Below are 18143 nucleotides of genomic sequence, written 5' to 3' on the forward strand. Positions count from 1 at the left end.
TTACTCTACGCCGGGGCGGGCGGGCGGCCCGCCCCCCCCCCGGCGGGGCCCGGCGCGGCCGCGCCCCCGGGGGGGGGGGGCGCCGCCCCCCCCCCCCCCCCCCGCGGGCCCGGACGCTGCTGGACCTGGTCCGGGCGCGGGCGGCCGCGGTCCTCGACTACCCGTCGCCCGACAGCCTCGACCCACGCCGGTCCTTCCGCGAGGCCGGGTTCGACTCGCTGACGGCGGTGGAACTCCGCAACAGCCTCGCCGCCGCCACGGGGCTGCCGTTGCCCGCCGCCCTCGTCTTCGACCACCCCAGCCCCGCGGCCCTGGCCGAACAGCTGGAGCGGCGCCTCCTCGACCACGCGGGGCCCGCGATCCGCGAACGGCGGCCCGCGCTGCCCGCCCTCCTCGACCAACTGGAGGCGGCGCTCGCGGAACTGGCCGCCGACGACCCCGAACGGCCCCGTACCGCAGCCCGGTTGCGGACCCTGGCCGCCGTGGGCGACGCCGCCCGCACCCCGGACGAGGAGGCCGGCGCCGACGTGGACACACGGCTCGCGGCGGCCTCGGACGACGAGTTGCTGGACTTCATCCGCACGGAACTCGGCAAGGAGTGAACGGTTCACATGGCTGATGACAAGGAACTCCGCGACTATCTCAAGCAGGTCGCCGCGGAACTGCACCGGACGCGCCAGCGCCTGGGCGAACTGGAGTCGGCGGCCCGCGAACCGATCGCCGTCGTGGGCATGGCCTGCCGCTACCCGGGCGGAGTGCAGTCACCGGACGACCTGTGGCGGCTCGTCGCCGAGGGCCGCGACGCCATCGGTCCCTTCCCCGCCGACCGCGGCTGGGACCTGGCCGGGCTCTACGACCCCGACCCGTCGAAGGAGGGCACCTGCTACGTCCGCGAGGGCGGATTCCTCGACGACGTCGCCTCCTTCGACGCCACGTTCTTCGGGATCTCACCGCGCGAGGCGCACTCCATGGACCCGCAGCAGCGGCTGCTCCTGGAGAGTTCCTGGGAGGCGCTGGAGCGCGCCGGTATCGACACACGCACGCTGAAGGGCAGCCGCACCGGAGTGTTCGCGGGCGTCTCCCAACAGGACTACGCCGCCCTGCTGACCGCCACCGAGGGACGCGTCGACGGACACGGCTCCACCGGTGTCTCCAACAGCGTGCTCTCCGGACGCATCTCGTACGTCCTCGGTCTGGAGGGCCCGGCGCTCACCGTGGACACGGCCTGCTCGTCCTCCCTCGTCGCCCTGCATCTGGCGGTACGGGCGCTGCGGGCCGGCGAATGCGATCTGGCGCTGGCCGGCGGGGTCACCGTGATGGCCACGCCCGATGTGCACGTGATGCTCTCCCGGCAGGGCTCGCTCGCCCCCGACGGGCGCTGCAAGGCGTTCGGCGCCGTGGCCGACGGTGCCGGCTGGAGCGAGGGCGCCGGTGTCCTCGTCGTGGAGCGGCTGTCGGACGCGCGGCGCAACGGCCACCCGGTGCTGGCCGTCGTACGGGGTACGGCGGTGAACCAGGACGGCGCCTCCAACGGACTGAGCGCCCCCAACGGGCCCTCCCAGCAGCGGGTCATCCGCGACGCCCTCGCCGACGCCGGGCTCACCGCCGCCGACATCGACGCCGTCGAGGCGCACGGCACCGGCACCCGGCTCGGCGACCCCATCGAGGCCGACGCGCTGCTCGCCACCTACGGCGCCGCCCGCCCCGAGGGGCGCCCGCTGTGGCTGGGCTCCCTGAAGTCCAACATCGGGCACACGCAGGCCGCCGCTGGTGTCGGAGGCGTCATCAAGATGGTCCTCGCCCTACGCGAACGCGTCCTGCCGAAAACGCTGCACGCCGACGAGCCCACGCCGTTCGTCGACTGGTCCACCGGCACCGTACGCCTCCTCACCGAGCCCCGCGCCTGGCCGACCGGCACCGCCCCCGGTCGCGCCGCCGTCTCCTCCTTCGGCGTCAGCGGCACCAACGCCCACGTCATCCTCGAACAGGCGCCCGCCGCCGACCGGCCTGCGACGCATGCCGGTGCGGCCGGGGTGCCCCGGAAGGACCTGACCGTATCCGCCGAGGCCACCCCGACTCCCAGCGCCCCTCTGCCCGCCGTCCTCTCCGCCCACGGCACCGCCGCGCTGCGCGCCCAGGCGCGCCGTCTCGCCGACCACCTCACCGGCAGCGACCACTCCACACGCACGGACAGCGACCACCCCGAACGCACCGACAGCGACCACCCCGAACGCACCAACACGGACCGCCCCGAGCCCGCCGTCGCGGACGTCGCGTACTCCCTCGCGACCACCCGCACCCCCCTCGACCACCGGGCCGCCGTCCTCGCCGCCGACCGTGACACCCTGCTCGCCGGCCTGACCGCGCTCGCCGAGGGCCGCCCGCACGACACCCTCGCCGAGGGCACCGCCGTCACCGGCCGGACCGCGTTCGTGCTGCCAGGCCAGGGCTCCCAGTGGCTCGGCATGGCCCGCGAACTCCTCGACACCGAGCCGGTGTTCGCCGAGAGCGCCCGCGAGTGCGCCGCTGCCCTGCGGGAACTCGTCGACTGGAACGTCCTCGACGTGCTGCGCGGCGAACCCGGCGACATCGACCCGGACCGTATCGACGTCATCCAGCCCGTCCTGTTCACCACGATGGTGTCGCTGGCGCGGACCTGGCGGGCCTACGGCGTCGAACCCGACGCCGTGACCGGGCACTCCCAGGGCGAGATCGCCGCCGCGCACATCGCCGGCGGCCTCACGCTCCGGGACGCCGTCCGTGTCGTCGTGCTGCGCAGCCGCGCCCTGCGCACCCTGACCGTGCGCGGCGGCATGGCCTCCGTACTGCTCCCCGAGGACCAGGTGCGGGCCCGGCTCGCGCCCTGGGCCGACCGGCTGTGGATCGCCGCCGTCAACGGCCCCGCCTCGGTCGCGCTGACCGGCGACCCCGACGCCTGCGACGCGTTCGTGGCCGCCTGCGCGGCCGACGGCGTCCAGGCCCGCCGTATCCCCGGCGCCGGCAGCCCCGGCCACTCCCCGCACGTCGAGGCACTGCGGGAGCGGCTGATGGCGGACCTGGCCGTCCTCGAACCGCGCAGCGGGGAGGTGCCGTTCTACTCGACCGTCACCGGCGGCCTCTTCGACACCGCCGGGCTCGACGCCGCCTACTGGTGCCGCAACATGCGCGAGCCCGTCCGCTTCGAACCGGCCGTCCGAGCGCTCCTCGCCGACGGACACCGCCTCTTCGTGGAGCCCAGCCCGCACCCCGTCCTCGTCAGCTCCCTCCAGCAGTGCGCCGAGGCCGGCGACCACGACGTCACCGTCACCGGCACGCTGCGGCGCGGCGAGGGCGGCACCGGCCGGCTGCGTACCGCCCTCGCCCAGGCCTGGACCGGCGGCGCGCCCGTCGACTGGCCGCGCGTCTTCGCCGCCACCGGCGCCCACCGCGTCGACCTGCCCACCTACGCCTTCCAGCGCGGCCGGCACTGGCCCGACGGCCCGCGTCGCGGCGCCGACGTCACCTCGGCCGGCCTCGGCCCGATCGGCCACCCCCTGCTGGGCGCACTCGTGCGGCTCGCCGACGACGACGGAGCCGTCCTCACCGGCCGGATCTCCCCGCACGACCACCCCTGGCTCGCCGGGTACCGCATCGGCGACCGCGCGGTCCTGCCCGGTACCGCCTTCGTCGAACTCGCCGTCCTCGCCGGTGACCAGGTCGGCCACGGCCGCATCGAGGAACTCACCCTGCACACCCCGCTGTCGCTGCCCTCGGACGGCGCCGTCGGCCTCCAGATCAGGATCGGCGCCGAGCGGGGAGGCCGCCGTACCCTTGCCGTCCACGCCTCCACCGCCGCACCGGGCACGGACGGACCCTGGACCCTGCACGCCTCCGGCACCCTCGTCCCTGAAACCGGCACCTCTGCCCAGGACCTGACCGCGTGGCCACCGGCCCAGGCCATCTCCGTACCGGTCGAGGGCCTCTATGAGCGGCTCGCCGCCGACGGCTTCTCCTACGGGCCCGGACGCCGCCTGCTCAGCGCGCTGTGGCGCACCGACGGCGCGGTGTACGCCGAGGTGGCGCTGCCCGCCGGACAACGCGCCGAGGCCACCCGCTTCGGCCTCCACCCCGCCCTCTCCGAGGCCGCCCTGCACGCCCTGTACGCCCTCGGCGACGGCCAGGACGTCGCCGTCGCCGTACCCTTCTCCTGGTCCGGCGTCGAACTCCACGCCACCGGCGCCGCCCGGCTGCGCATCCGCCTGACCCGCACCGCCGAGCACACCGTCGCGCTGCTGCTTGCCGACAGCACCGGCGCCCCCGTGGCCGCCGCCGACTCCCTGCTGCTGCGCCCCGCCGACCCGGCCGGACTCCTCACCACGCCCCCGGCCGAACGCCTCGACCGCGTGGAGCCCGAGCCCGTGGCTCGACCGGCCCGCGCACGCCGTACGGCCGCCGCCGACACCGTGGGCGACGGCGATCCCGGCTCGCTGCGCGGCCGCCTCACCCCGCTCACCGAGACCGAACGCACCCGCCTCCTGCTGCGGCTCGTCCGCGACACCGCCGCCGCGGCCCTCGGGCACGCGGACGCGGACACCGTGGAGGCGGGCCGGCCGTTCAAGGAGCTCGGCTTCGACTCGCTCACCGCCGTCGACTTCCGCAACCGGCTGTCCGCCGCGACCGGACTGCGCCTGCCCGTCTCCGTCGTCTTCGACCACCCCTCGCCCCGCCGCATGGTGCGGGCCCTGTACGAGGAACTGTTCGACGAAGCGCCGGCCGCCCCGGCCGCCCCGGCCGCCCCGGCGGCCGTGGGGGCCGTGGGGGCCGTCCCGGCCCGGCGACGTGCGGTCGACGACGAACCCCTCGCCATCGTGGGCATGGCCTGCCGCTTCCCCGGCGGTGTCACCAGCCCGGAGGAGCTGTGGCAACTGCTCGACGAGGGCCGCGACGGCATCACCGGCTTCCCCCGCGACCGGGGCCGGCGCGCCCAGGACTCGGCGCGCGGCGGTTTCCTCGACGACGTCGCGGGCTTCGACCCCGGATTCTTCGGGATCACCCCCCGCGAGGCGCTCACCATGGATCCGCAGCAGCGACTGCTCCTGGAGACCTCCTGGGAGGCGATCGAACGCGCGGGCATCGACCCGACGACCCTGCGCGGCACCCGCACCGGCGTGTACGTGGGCGCCGCCGGGCTCGGCTACTCGCTGCTCTTCCCGCCCGGCTCGGAGCAACTGGCCGGGTACACCGTGACCGGTACCGCCACCAGTGTGATCTCCGGCCGCGTCTCCTACGTCCTCGGTCTGGAGGGCCCGGCGGTCACCGTCGACACCGCCTGCTCCTCCTCCCTCGTGGCCCTGCACAGCGCTGTTCAGGCGCTGCGCGCGGGCCAGTGCGACCTGGCGCTGGCCGGCGGTGTCTGTGTCATGCCCGACGCGTCCCTGTTCGCCGACTTCGAACGCCAGGGCGGTCTGGCGGCGGACGGCCGGTGCAAGGCGTTCGCGGCGGCGGCCGACGGAACCGGCTGGTCGGAGGGCGTGGGCCTGCTCCTCGTGGAACGGCTCTCCGACGCCCGCCGCCACGGGCATCCCGTCCTGGCCGTCGTGCGCGGCTCGGCGGTCAACCAGGACGGCGCGTCCAACGGCCTGACCGCCCCCAACGGACTCGCCCAGCAACGGGTGATCCGCGACGCGCTCGCCGACGCCGACTGCCGGCCGTCCGACGTGGACGCCGTCGAGGCGCACGGCACCGGCACCCGGCTCGGCGACCCCATCGAGGCGCACGCCCTGCTCGCCACGTACGGGCAGGACCGTGAACGGCCCCTGTATCTCGGCTCGTTGAAGTCCAACATCGGGCACACCATGTCGGCGGCGGGCGTCGGCGGCGTCATCAAGACGGTGCTGTCGATGCGGCACGGGGTGCTGCCGCGCACCCTGCACGTCGACGAGCCGTCGCCGCAGATCGAATGGTCGACCGGATCGGTGGAACTGCTCACGGAGCCGCAGCCGTGGCCGGAGACCGGACGCCCGCGCCGCGCGGCCGTGTCGTCGTTCGGGATCAGCGGGACGAACGCCCACGTCGTCCTCGAACAGGCGCCCACGGAGGACACGGCTGCGAGCATCGCGGAGGTCACTCCTGGCGGCATCCCCAGGGACGCCACTGAGCACAGCGCGAAGGACGCCGCCGACGGCCCGCCCGTGACCCCGGCCGCCGCCCCACGCCCCTGGCCCCTGCTGGTCCACGCGCACGACGAGAACGCCCTGCGCGACCAGGCCGCCCGGCTGCTCGACCGTCTGCGGGCCGAACCGGACCTGGACGTCGCGGACCTCGCGCACTCCCTGGCCACCACCCGCGCCGCCCTCGGCCACCGGGCCGCCGCCGTCGTGCGCGACCGCGCCGGGGCGACCGCCGCCCTCACGGCCCTCGCCGCCGGTGAACTGCCGCCCGGCCTGCTGCGCGACACCGCCCGCGAGGGCGCGCTCGCGGTGCTGTTCACGGGCCAGGGCGCCCAACGCTTCGGCATGGGCCGCGACCTGTACGCCACCCACCCGGTCTTCACCGAGACCTTCGACGCCGTGTGCGCCCACCTCGACCCCCACCTGCCGCGCCCCCTCGCCGAGATCATGTTCGGCAGCGGCAGCGGCAGCGGCAGCGGCAGCGGCACCGGCACGGGAGCGGGCACGGGCACGGGAACCACCATCGGCATCGGCACGCAGGACCCCGACCCGGAGGCCGTGCACCGCACCGAGTACACGCAGCCCGCGCTGTTCGCCTTCGGGACCGCTCTGTACCGGCTGCTGGACAGCTGGGGCGTGCGCGCCGACTTCCTGCTCGGCCACTCCGTCGGGGAGATCACCGCCGCGCACCTCGCCGGCGTACTGACCCTGCCCGACGCCTGCCGGCTCATCGCCGCCCGCGGCCGTCTCATGCAGCAACTCCCGCCCGGCGGGGCCATGCTGGCCGTCGCCGTCGACGAGAAGCGGGCCGCCGAGGCGCTGGAGGACCACCCGGACGCCGTGCTCGCCGCCGTCAACGCACCCGGCGCCGTCGTGCTCTCCGGCCCTGCCGAAACCCTCACCGCACTGCGCGACCACTTCACCGAACAGGACGTACGAGCACGCTTCCTGACGGTCAGTCATGCCTTCCACTCGCCCCTGATGGAGCCGATGCTCGACGACTTCGCCCAGGTCGTCGCCGAACTCGACCTCCGCCCGCCGAGCATCCCCGTCGTCTCCGACCTCACCGGGGAGCTCCTCACACCCGAGCAGGCCTGCTCACCCGACTACTGGGTGCGGCACGTCCGGGAGACGGTCCGGTTCGCCGACGGGGTGCGCACCCTGGCCGCCGAGGGCGTCACCGTCCTGCTGGAGGCCGGGCCCGACGGGGTGCTGACCGGCTCGGCGCACAGCTGCCTGGACGACGACGCCGAACCCCCGGTGTGCGTCGCCACGCAGCGCAGGGACGCCCCGGAGGACGAGGCCCTGGCCGCCGCCGTCGCCCGCACCCACCTCGCGGGCATCCCGGTCGACTGGTCCGCCGTCTTCGCCGGCTCCGGCGCCCGCCGCGTCGACCTGCCCACCTACCCCTTCCAGCGCGCCCGCTACTGGCCCGAGCCCCGCCCGGCCGGAGCCGGCGGCGACCTCACCGCGCTCGGCCTGCGCTCCACCGGGCACCCCCTGCTCGGCGCCCGTGTCACCTCCGCCGCCGACGGCACCACCCTGTTCACCGGCGAACTGTCCACGGCGGCCCAGCCGTGGCTCACCGACCACGCCGTGCTCGACACCGCCCTCTTCCCCGGCACCGGATTCGTCGAACTCGCCCTCTGGGCGGGCCGTCAGCTCGACTGCCACCACCTCGACGAACTCACTCTGGCCGCCCCCCTGTTGGTCCCGGCCGACGCGCCCGTCCAACTGCAGGTCACCGTCGGACCGCCCGACGACACCGGCCACCGCGCCCTGTCCGTCCACTCCCGCACGGACTCCGACCCCGGCTCGGGGTCCGACGACACGTGGACAGCGCACGCCGAAGGCACCCTGATCCCTCAGGCGCCCGACACACCCACCACCCCGCCCCTCACGGTCTGGCCCCCGCAGGACGCCGAACCCGTCGAACTGGGCACCTTCTACGAGGACTTGGTCGACCACGGCTTCACCTACGGCCCCGCCTTCCGTGGTCTGACCGCCGCCTGGCGGCGCGGCGAGGAGGTCTTCGCCGAGGTACGGCTGTCCGAGTCCGCCGGCGGTGGCTTCGCCGTCCACCCCGCCCTCCTCGACGCCGCCATGCACTCCCTGGCCTTCCGCCCCTCGGCGCCCGCGACCGGCGGCCCCCTGCTGCCGTTCGCCTGGCGGGGTGTGACCGACCACGCGCAGGCGGCGACCGCGCTGCGCGTGCATGTCCGCGACGAGGCCGAGGACCGGGTGTCCGTGGAGCTCACCGACCCCTCGGGCCGTCCCGTCGCCTCCGTCGCGGCCCTGCGCATGCGGGCCGCGTCCACCGACGGCCTGGAGACCACCCGCATCCGCCCCGAATGGCTGCTGCACACCGAGTGGACCCCCCTCGACGCCACCCCTGCCGGAACCGCCGTCCGGCTCCCCGCCCGTTTCGCGGTCCTCGGCGACACCACCGCGTACGCCCATGTCGAACCGCTGCTGCGAACCGCCGAAACCGTCGAGCACCACACCGACCTGGACGCCCTGCGCGCCGCGGGCGACCTGCCCGACGTGGTCGTCGTACCGCTCCCCGCCGCCGCGCCCACGGCCGCCGCCGCCCGCGACGCCGTGCAGTGCGCCCTCACCCTGCTCCAGCGGTGGACCGCCGACAACGCCCTCGGCGGAACGCAGTTGGTCCTGTGCACCTCCGGCGCCGTCCGCGGCTCGGCCGACGAGACCGTGACCGACCCGGCGGGCGCCGCCGTCTGGGGCCTGGCCCGCTCCGCCCAGCTGGAGAACCCCGGCAGCGTCCTCCTCGTCGACCACCTGCCCGAGGCCACCACGCCCCTACCGCAGGCCATCGCCCATTCCTCGGCCCTCGGCGAGCCCCAACTCGCCCTGCGTGACGGCGAGATACGCGTACCGCGCCTCGGCCGGCTCGCTCCCTCCGACGCGTCGCCCGCCGCACTCTGGCCGACCGCCGGCACGGTCCTGGTCACCGGAGCCACCGGCACCCTGGGCCGCCTTGTCGCACGCCACCTCGTCACCCGGCACGGTGTCCGGGACCTGCTGCTGGCCGCCCGCCGGGGTGCCGAAGCCCCCGGCATGGAGGACCTGCTGGCCGAACTCACCGGTCTCGGGGCCACCGTGCGCGCCGAAGCCTGTGACGTCACCGACCGGGCCGCGCTGACCGCGCTGCTCGACAGTGCTCCCGAGCTGAAGGCCGTGGTGCACACCGCCGGCACCGTGGACGACGCCACGCTCACCGCCCTCACACCCGCCCAGGTCGACGCGGTCCTGCCGATCAAGACCGAGGCCGTGGAGCATCTGCACGAGCTGACCGCCGACCGGGAGCTGGACGCCTTCGTCGTCTTCTCCTCGCTCGCCGGCACCATGGGCGGCGCCGGGCAGGCCAACTACGCGGCGGCCAACGCCTTCGCCGACGCCCTGTGTGCGCGCCGCGCCGCCGCCGGACTGCCCGCGCTGTCCCTGGCCTGGGGCCCCTGGCAGCGCGGCGAGGGCATGACCGCGGGCGTCGCCGACAGTGATCTGAAGCGCATCGCCCGCGTGGGACTGCGCCAGCTCGAACCCCGAGAGGGCATGGCCCTGTTCGACGCGGCGCTCACCACCGGCGAGAGCGTCGCCGTCCCCGTACGGCTGGACACCTCGGCCCTCGATCCCGGCTCGCCCACCACACCCGTCCTGCTGCGTTCGCTCGCCGCCGGAGCCCGCGCGGGCGGCAGCGGCCCGGCCGCCCCCGCCACAGGACTGCGCGAGCGGCTGCTGCCGCTGTCCGAGCCGGACCGCACCGCCGCCCTGGTGGAGCTGGTACGGGCCGAGGCCGCCACCGCCGCCGGACTGCCCTCCGCGGACACCGTGCCCTCGGCCAAGCCCTTCCAGAACCTGGGCTTCGACTCCCTCATGGCCGTGGACCTGCGCAACCGGCTCTCCGCCCTCACCGGCCTACGGCTCCCCGCCACCCTGATCTTCGACCACCCCACACCGAAGGACCTGGCCGAACTTCTCCACGAAGGACTCGACCTGGCCTCCGCTCAGGCCCCCGACCCCGCCCTGCTCGCCCTGGAGTCCCTGGAGGCGTCTCTGCGGACGCCCGCCGACGACCCCGCCCGCCGGGCCTCCCTGACCCTGCGCCTGCGCGTGCTCCTCACCAAGCTGGAGGAGACACCGGGCGGCACCACCGGACCCGCCGTCGCGGCCCCCGCCGAGGACGACACCGACAGCGACCTCAGCACCGCCAGCACGGAGGAACTCCTCAGCCTCATCGGGGACGAGTTCGGCATCCGGTGAGCCCCGGCCGCACCCCCTTCCCCGGCGCCCGCCGGGTTAGGGGGCGGCCACCCCGATTCTGGGGCTCCCAGGCCCGGCACGGCGCCGTAGCGTCACGATCACCGCCACACCCGTGCCCGACCGCCGCCAACCCGTGCCCGACGCCCCCGCACCCGTGCCCGACCGTGGCCGGACCCGCGCCCGACGCCCCCGCACCCGAGCACCCCGACATCCGCGTCCGAGCACCGCCACTCCCGCGCTCGCACACCCCAAGGAGTCCGATGCCCCTCGACATCGAAACCCCGCTGCCCTACCAACGCGATGCCGTCTGCCCGTTCGACCCGGGCCCACGACTGCGCGAGGTGCAGGAGAAGGACCCGGTCCACAAGTGGCGCCTCCCGAACGGCCAGGACATCTGGGTCGTCACCCGCTACGACGACGTACGGCAGATGTTCACCGACCCCCGCCTCAGCAGCGCCCTCACCCCGCTGACGCTCATGCTCCCCGGCATCGACGACGACCAGCTGGAGGTGTCCCCGGGCAGCTTCGTCAACATGGACCCGCCGGAACACACCCGGCTGCGCCGCACCGTCGCCTCCAGCTTCACCGCCCGCCGCATGCGCGAACTCACGCCACGCCTGGAGCGGATCGCCGAGAACTGCCTCGACGGCATGGAACACATGGGCCCGCCCGCGGACTTCATGGCCGCGTTCGCGTTCCCCTTCCCCCTCCTCGCCATCTGCGAACTGCTCGGCCTCAGCGAGGAGGAGCGCGCCGAGTACGTCGCGCTCACCGCGAAGGCGGCGGCCGGCCTGGCCGCCACCGCCGAGGAGGTCAAGGACCTCGTCGGCGCCGCCCACCGCTTCATGCTGGACATCGTCACCGCCCAGCGGGCCGAACCCAACGACGGCATGATCGGCATGCTGGTCAGCGAGCACGGCGACGAACTCGACGACGAGGAGATCGTCGGCATCAGCAACATGTTCCTGTCCGCCGGCTTCGACACCACCGCCAACACCCTCGGCCTCGGCCTCCTCGCCCTCTTCGACAACCCCGGCCAACTCGCCCTGATGCGCGACGACCCGGCCGTCCTCGACACCGCGGCCGAAGAACTGATGCGCTACCTCAGCGTCATCTCCGCCACCAGCGGCCGCACCGCCACCGAGGACCTGGAGATCGGCGGCGTCACCGTCAGGGCGGGCGAGTACGTCGTACCGGCCCTGGCCGTCGCCAACCGCGACCCGGCCCACTACGACGACCCCGACCGGCTCGACCTCACCCGCCCCCCGGGCCAGCAGCTCGGCTTCGGCCACGGCATCCACCGTTGCACCGGTGCCGCGATGACCCTGCTGGAGCTGAAGATCGCCTTCCCCGCCGTACTGCGCCGCTTCCCCGGCCTGCGCCTGGCGGTACCCCGCGAGGAACTGGCTTTCCGCGGCTACAACATGGTGCACGGCGCCCTCAGTATCCCCGTCGTCTGGTGAGCCCTTCCCCCTCCGCCCCCTAGAGCGGTCCCCGGCACCCCTAGGGGCACGGCCCGCCTCGTCCGGGGGCCACCCCGAACAGGGCCATCGCGTCCACCACCAGCGGCACAACGAGTGGGAGCCCGAGGCATGAACACATCTCTCGACGAGGTCATCGACGCGCTGCGCGCCTCCCTCCTGGAGAACGAGAGGCTGCGCCGGCACAACCAACGGCTCACCTCCGCCGCCACGGAGCCCCTCGCGATCGTCGGCATCGGCTGCCGCTTCCCCGGCGGGGTGAACCACCCCGAAGACCTGTGGCGGCTGGTCGCCGACGGCCGCGACGCCATGACCGGCCCGCCCACCGACCGCGGCTGGGAACACCACCCCACCTACGACCCCGGCCACCAAGGGGCCTTCCTCGCCGGGGCGGGCGACTTCGACGCCGCCTTCTTCCGCATCTCACCCCGCGAGGCCCTCGCGATGGACCCCCAGCAGCGGCTCCTGCTGGAGGTGTCGTGGGAGGCGATCGAACGCGCCGGCATCGACCCCCTGTCCCTTCGCTCCACCCGCACCGGCGTCTTCGTCGGCGGCGCCACCCAGGAGTACGGCGTCCTCCTCGGCGACTCCCCGGAGAACACCGACGGCTACGCCCTCACCGGTCTGCCCGCCAGCATCATGTCCGGCCGTATCGCCTACCTGCTCGGCCTCGAAGGCCCCGCCCTGACCGTCGACACCGCCTGCTCCTCCTCCCTCGTCGGCCTCCACCTCGCGGGCCAGTCCCTGCGCGGCGGCGAGTGCGACCTCGCCCTCGTCGGCGGCGTCCTCGTCATGACGGCCCCCACCATCTACGGCGAGTTCGACAGCCAGGGCGGCTCGGCGTCCGACGGCCGCTGCAAGGCCTTCGCGGACACGGCCGACGGCACCGGCTGGGGCGAGGGCGCGGGGGTGCTGGTCGTCGAACGGCTGTCGGACGCCCGCCGAAACGGCCACCCCGTGCTGGCGGTGGTGCGAGGCTCGGCCGTGAACCAGGACGGCGCGTCGAACGGTCTGACGGCGCCGAAGGGTCCGTCCCAGCAGCGGGTGATCCGGGACGCGTTGGCGAGTGCGGGCCTGTCGCCGGCGGACGTGGACGCGGTGGAGGCCCACGGCACCGGCACCCGGCTCGGTGACCCGATCGAGGCACAGGCGCTGCTGGCGACGTACGGGCAAGGGCGGCCCGAGGGGCGGCCGTTGTGGGTCGGCTCGGTGAAGTCGAACATCGGCCACACCCAGTTCGCCGCCGGAGTCGCGGGCGTCATCAAGACGGTGATGGCACTGCGGCACCGCGTGCTGCCACGCACCCTGCACGTCGACGAGCCGACACGGCAGGTCGACTGGTCGGCGGGCGCCGTGCGCGTGTTGACGGAGCAGCGGGAGTGGCCCGCGGAGGACCGTCCGCGCCGCGCGGGCGTGTCGTCCTTCGGGATCAGCGGCACCAACGCCCACGTCATCCTCGAAGAGGCCCCCGCCGACGAGATCCCCGGAGAGGCACCCGCCGACGAGTCGGCGACCCCCGACGACGCCGGCCGGGAGCCTGGGCCGCGACTGCCTGCCGTGCCCGTGCCGCTGAGCGCCCAGAGCGAGACGGCCCTGCGTGACCAGGCCGCCCGTCTCCTCGCCCACCTCGAGGACCGTCCCGATCTGCGACTGCCGGATCTCGCCCACTCCCTGGCCACCACCCGTGGCCTCCTGGAGCACCGCGCGGCCGTCACCGCCGCCGACCTGCCCGCCCTGACCGACGGACTTCGCGCGCTCGCCGAGGGCGAGGACGCGCCCGGCCTGGCGCGGGGCGCGGCCTCCGACGGCGGGCTCGCGGTGGTGTTCTCCGGCCAGGGGTCCCAACGGGTCGGCATGGGACGGGAGTTGTACGAGGCGTTCCCGGTGTTCGCCGCCGCCTTCGACGAGGTGTGCGTGGCCTTCGAGGGGCTGTTGCCGGGGTCGCTGCGGGAAGTCGTGTTCGACGGTCCCGCCGAGGTGCTGGAGTCCACCGGATGGGCCCAGCCCGCGTTGTTCGCGCTGGAAGTGGCGCAGTTCCGCCTGATCGAATCGTGGGGAGTGAAGCCGGATGTGGTGCTCGGGCATTCATTGGGTGAAGTGGTCGCGGCTCATGTGGCAGGGGTGTGGTCGCTTGCTGACACGTGCCGGGTGGTGGCCGCGCGCGGGCGGCTGATGCGGGCGCTGCCGTCGGGCGGTGTGATGTGGGCGGTTCAGGCGGAGGAGTCGGAGGTCGCTGAGGTCTCCGGTGTGTCGGTGGCGGCCGTGAACGGTCCCGCGTCGCTGGTGCTGTCCGGTGCCGAGGAAGCCGTACGTGAGGTGGCCGATCGGTTCGCGGCGGATGGGCGGCGGGTGAAGCGGTTGGCGGTCAGCCACGCGTTCCATTCCGCCTTGATGGAGCCGATGTTGGAGGAGTTCGCCGAGGTCCTGGCGGGGGTGGCATTCGCCGAGCCGGTGATCCCCATCGTGTCGAACGTGACGGGTGAGGTGGCGGGGGAGGAGCTGTCGACGCCGGAGTACTGGGTCCGTCACGTGCGCGCCACCGTGCGGTTCGCCGACGGGGTGCGCGCGGTGCGTGCGCAGGGCGTCGGCACGGTCCTGGAACTCGGCCCCGACGGCTCGCTGGTCTCCCTGGTGCAGGAGACCGTGCCGGAGCTGGCGGCGGTGGCGGCGCTGCGCCGGGACCGGGACGAGGCGGTGACGTCGCTGTCCGCGCTGGCCGAGGTGCAGGTGCGCGGGGCGGCCGTGGACTGGCGGGCGGTCTTCGCCGGGACCGGGGCACGCCGGGTGGACCTGCCGACGTACGCCTTCCAGCACCGCCGCTACTGGCCCGACACACGGGTGGGCGCCGGCCGGGGCCGGCTGGTGGACGACTGGCGTTACCGGATCACCTGGCGGCGCCGGGAACCGGCCGGCAGCCGGGCTCTGACGGGCCGTTGGCTCCTGGTGGGGCCGGCGGAGAGCGTCGACGGCGCACGAGTGGCGGGGGCCCTGCGGGCGGCCGGAGCCGAGGTGGAGGTCGCGCCGCGTGCCGTGGCCGGGGACTTCGCGGGGGTCGTGGCGCTCCCCGGCACGATCGAGGACGCCGTGGCGCTGGTGCGGGAGCTGCGAGCGGCCGGGACGAAGGCGCCGCTGTGGTGGCTGACCACGGACGCGGTCGCGGTCACGTCCGGGGACACCGTACGACCGGAGGCCGCGCAGCTGTGGGGCCTGGGCCAGGTCGTGGGCCTGGAGGAGCCCACATGGTGGGGCGGTCTCGTCGACCTGCCCACCGCATGGGGCGACGGTACGGGGGAGTTGCTCACGGCGGTCCTCGCGGACGCGTTCGACGGGGAGGAGCAGCTCGCCGTACGCGGGACGGAGGTCTTCGCCCGGCGTCTGGTACGAGCGCCGCTGTCCGGGCGCCGGCCGGAGCGGGAGTGGACACCGCGCGGCACGGTCCTGGTCACCGGCGGCACGGGCGGCGTCGGCGCGCACGTCGCCCGGTGGCTGGCCGAGGCGGGCGCCGAGCGACTGGTACTGACCAGCCGGCGCGGCGCCGCGGCACCGGGCGCCGAGGCGCTGGCCGGTGAACTGCGGGCCCTGGGCGCCGAAGTCACGCTGGCCGCCTGCGACACGGCCGACCGCGACGCCCTCGCGGCCGTCCTGGCGGGCATACCGCCGAAGACCCCGCTGACCGCCGTCGTCCACGCCGCGGGCATCGTGCGCTACACGAAGGTGCGCGACCTGACCCCGGAGGAGATCGACGAGGTCGTCACCGGCAAGGCGGCGGGCGCCCGCCATCTCGACGACCTCACCGCCCACCTCGACCTCGACGCGTTCGTCCTGTTCTCCTCGGGCGCCGCGTCCTGGGGCGGCGGCTCGCAGGGCGCCTACGCCGCCGCCAACGCCTACCTCGACGGGCTCGCCCAGGCCCGCCGCGCCCGAGGGCTGCCCGCCACCTCGCTGGCCTGGGGCACCTGGCGCTCCGAGGGCATGGCGGCCGACCTGGACGAGGAGTCCCTGGCCCGTATGGGGCTCGCCCTCATGGAGCCCGCGCTCGCGCTGTCCGTCATGAGGGAAGCGGTCGACCACGGCGAGACCTGCCTCACCGTCACCGACACGGAATGGTCCCGCTTCGCCCCCGTCTACGCGGGCGCCCGCCACCGCCCCCTGATCGAGGACATCCCGGAGGTCGCCCGCGCCCTGAAGAACGAGGCGGACACATCCGATGACACCGCCGGGCCGGCGGACGCCGCCGGAGCGGGCGACGCGCTACGGCGCCGGCTCGGGGGCCTCACCGAAGGTGAACGGCGCGCCACCCTGGTGGAGTTGGTGCGCTCGCGCGCCGCGACGGTGCTGGGGCACGCCGACGCGGCGGAGGTCGCCGCCCACCGCCCGTTCAAGGACCTCGGCTTCGACTCACTGACCGCCACCGAACTCCGCAACCGGCTGAACACGGCCACCGGACTGAGACTGCCCGCCACCCTCGTCTTCGACCACCCCACCCCCACCGCCCTCGCCGAGCACCTGCACCGGGAACTCCACGGCGGCTCCGACCCCGCCGCCGCCCGGACGGTCGTCGTACGGCGGGCGGAGCACGACGAACCGCTGGCGATCGTCGGCATGGCCTGCCGTCTCCCCGGCGGCGTCACCGGCCCCGAAGACCTGTGGCGGCTGCTCACCGAGGGCCGCGACGAGATCTCCGACGTGCCCGACGACCGGGGCTGGGACGCCTGGGGTGCCTCGGGCGGCCGGCGGGGCGGCTTCCTCTCGGACGTGGCCGGCTTCGACGCGGAGTTCTTCGGGATCTCGCCGCGTGAGGCGCTGGCGATGGATCCGCAGCAGAGGCTGCTCCTGGAGGCGTCCTGGGAGGCCGTCGAGCGGGCCGGCATCGACCCGTCGGCCCTGCGCGGTACCAGCACCGGCGTCTTCGTGGGCGGCACACCCACCGGCTACGGCAACCTCCTCGGCGACGCCCCCGACGCCGGCGGCTATCTGCTCACCGGCAACAGCGGCAGCGTCATGTCCGGCCGCATCGCCTACGCCCTCGGCCTGGAGGGCCCGGCCCTCACCGTCGACACGGCCTGCTCCTCCTCCCTGGTCTCCCTGCACCTGGCCGGCCAGGCCCTGCGCGGCGGCGAGTGCGAACTGGCGCTGGCCGGCGGCGTCGCCGTCATGCCCACGCCGGGCGCCTTCGACGAGTTCGCCCGGCAGGGCGGTCTGGCGGCGGACGGCCGCTGCAAGGCCTTCGCCGACGCGGCCGACGGCACCGGCTGGTCCGAAGGCGTCGCCTTCCTCGTCGTGGAACGCCTGTCGGACGCGTGGCGCCACGGTCACCCGGTGCTCGCGGTGATGCGCGGCTCGGCGGCCAACCAGGACGGCGCCTCGAACGGCCTGAGCGCACCGAACGGCCCCGCGCAGCAGCGGGTGATCCGCGCCGCGCTCGCCGACGCGGGGCTCTCACCGTCCGACGTGGACGTGGTGGAGGCACACGGGACCGGGACCCGGCTGGGCGATCCGATCGAGGCACAGGCGCTGCTGGCGACCTACGGCCAGGACCGCGAACGGCCTTTGTACCTGGGGTCGTTGAAGTCGAACATCGGGCACACACAGGCGGTGTCCGGTGTGGCCGGTGTGATCAAGACGGTCCTGGCGCTGAGGGAAGGCGTGCTGCCGAGGACCCTGCACGTGGACGAGCCGTCCAAGGAGGTCGACTGGTCGGCGGGCGCGGTGGAACTGCTGACGGAGGCCCGGGGGTGGCCGGAGACGGGACGTCCACGGCGGGCGGGGGTGTCGTCGTTCGGGATCAGCGGCACCAATGTGCACGTCGTCCTGGAACAGGCTCCGGACGCCGAGTCCGGGACGGACGCCGGGTCCGAGGGCGGGCAGCCCTTCGCCGGCACCGTCCCCTGGACGCTCTCAGGGCATACGGAGGACGCGCTCCGTGCCCAGGCCGCACGGCTCGCCGACCATCTGACGCGACACCAGAAGCAGTCCGCCGACGCCGTCGCCCACGCGCTGGCCCTGTCCCGCGCCGCGTTGGAGCATCGGGCGGTGGTGGTCGCCGGCGGACGCGAGGAGTTGCTGCGAGGCGTGACGGCCGTCGCGGAGGGCCGCCCGGACGCGGGCGTCGTACGGGGTCGTGCGGGCGCCGGCTCCGGCCCGGTGTTCGTGTTCCCCGGGCAGGGGTCGCAGTGGGTCGGGATGGCGGTCGAACTGCTGGAGTCCTCGCCGGTGTTCGCGGCGAGGATGG

Annotated in this window: 3 protein-coding genes and 1 pseudogene; all 4 read left to right on the top strand. The window is 74.8% G+C overall.

Going from position 1 to position 18143, the window contains the following annotated elements:
* Positions 1–125 precede the first annotated feature (125 nt).
* Positions 126–602, top strand: coding sequence for a phosphopantetheine-binding protein (locus ACWD26_RS43270; protein WP_451279148.1), 477 nt, complete (start codon positions 126–128; stop codon positions 600–602).
* A gap of 9 nt (positions 603–611) precedes the next feature.
* Positions 612–10430, top strand: a pseudogene (locus tag ACWD26_RS43275) (type I polyketide synthase); the annotation flags it as partial.
* A gap of 260 nt (positions 10431–10690) precedes the next feature.
* A complete protein-coding gene (locus ACWD26_RS43280; protein WP_451279144.1) occupies positions 10691–11893 on the top strand; it encodes a cytochrome P450 in 1203 nt (400 codons plus the stop codon).
* Positions 11894–12022: 129 nt separating this feature from the next.
* Positions 12023–18143, top strand: a 6121-nt coding sequence (locus tag ACWD26_RS43285) for a type I polyketide synthase (protein WP_451279146.1), incomplete at its 3' end; no start/stop codon positions are given.

This window comes from Streptomyces sp. NPDC002787 (assembly GCF_053592095.1).

Bases quoted from the DNA above. Each gene is read 5' to 3' on its own strand.
- ACWD26_RS43280 (WP_451279144.1), top strand. From the start codon at position 10,691: ATGCCCCTCGACATCGAAACCCCGCTGCCCTACCAACGCGATGCCGTC.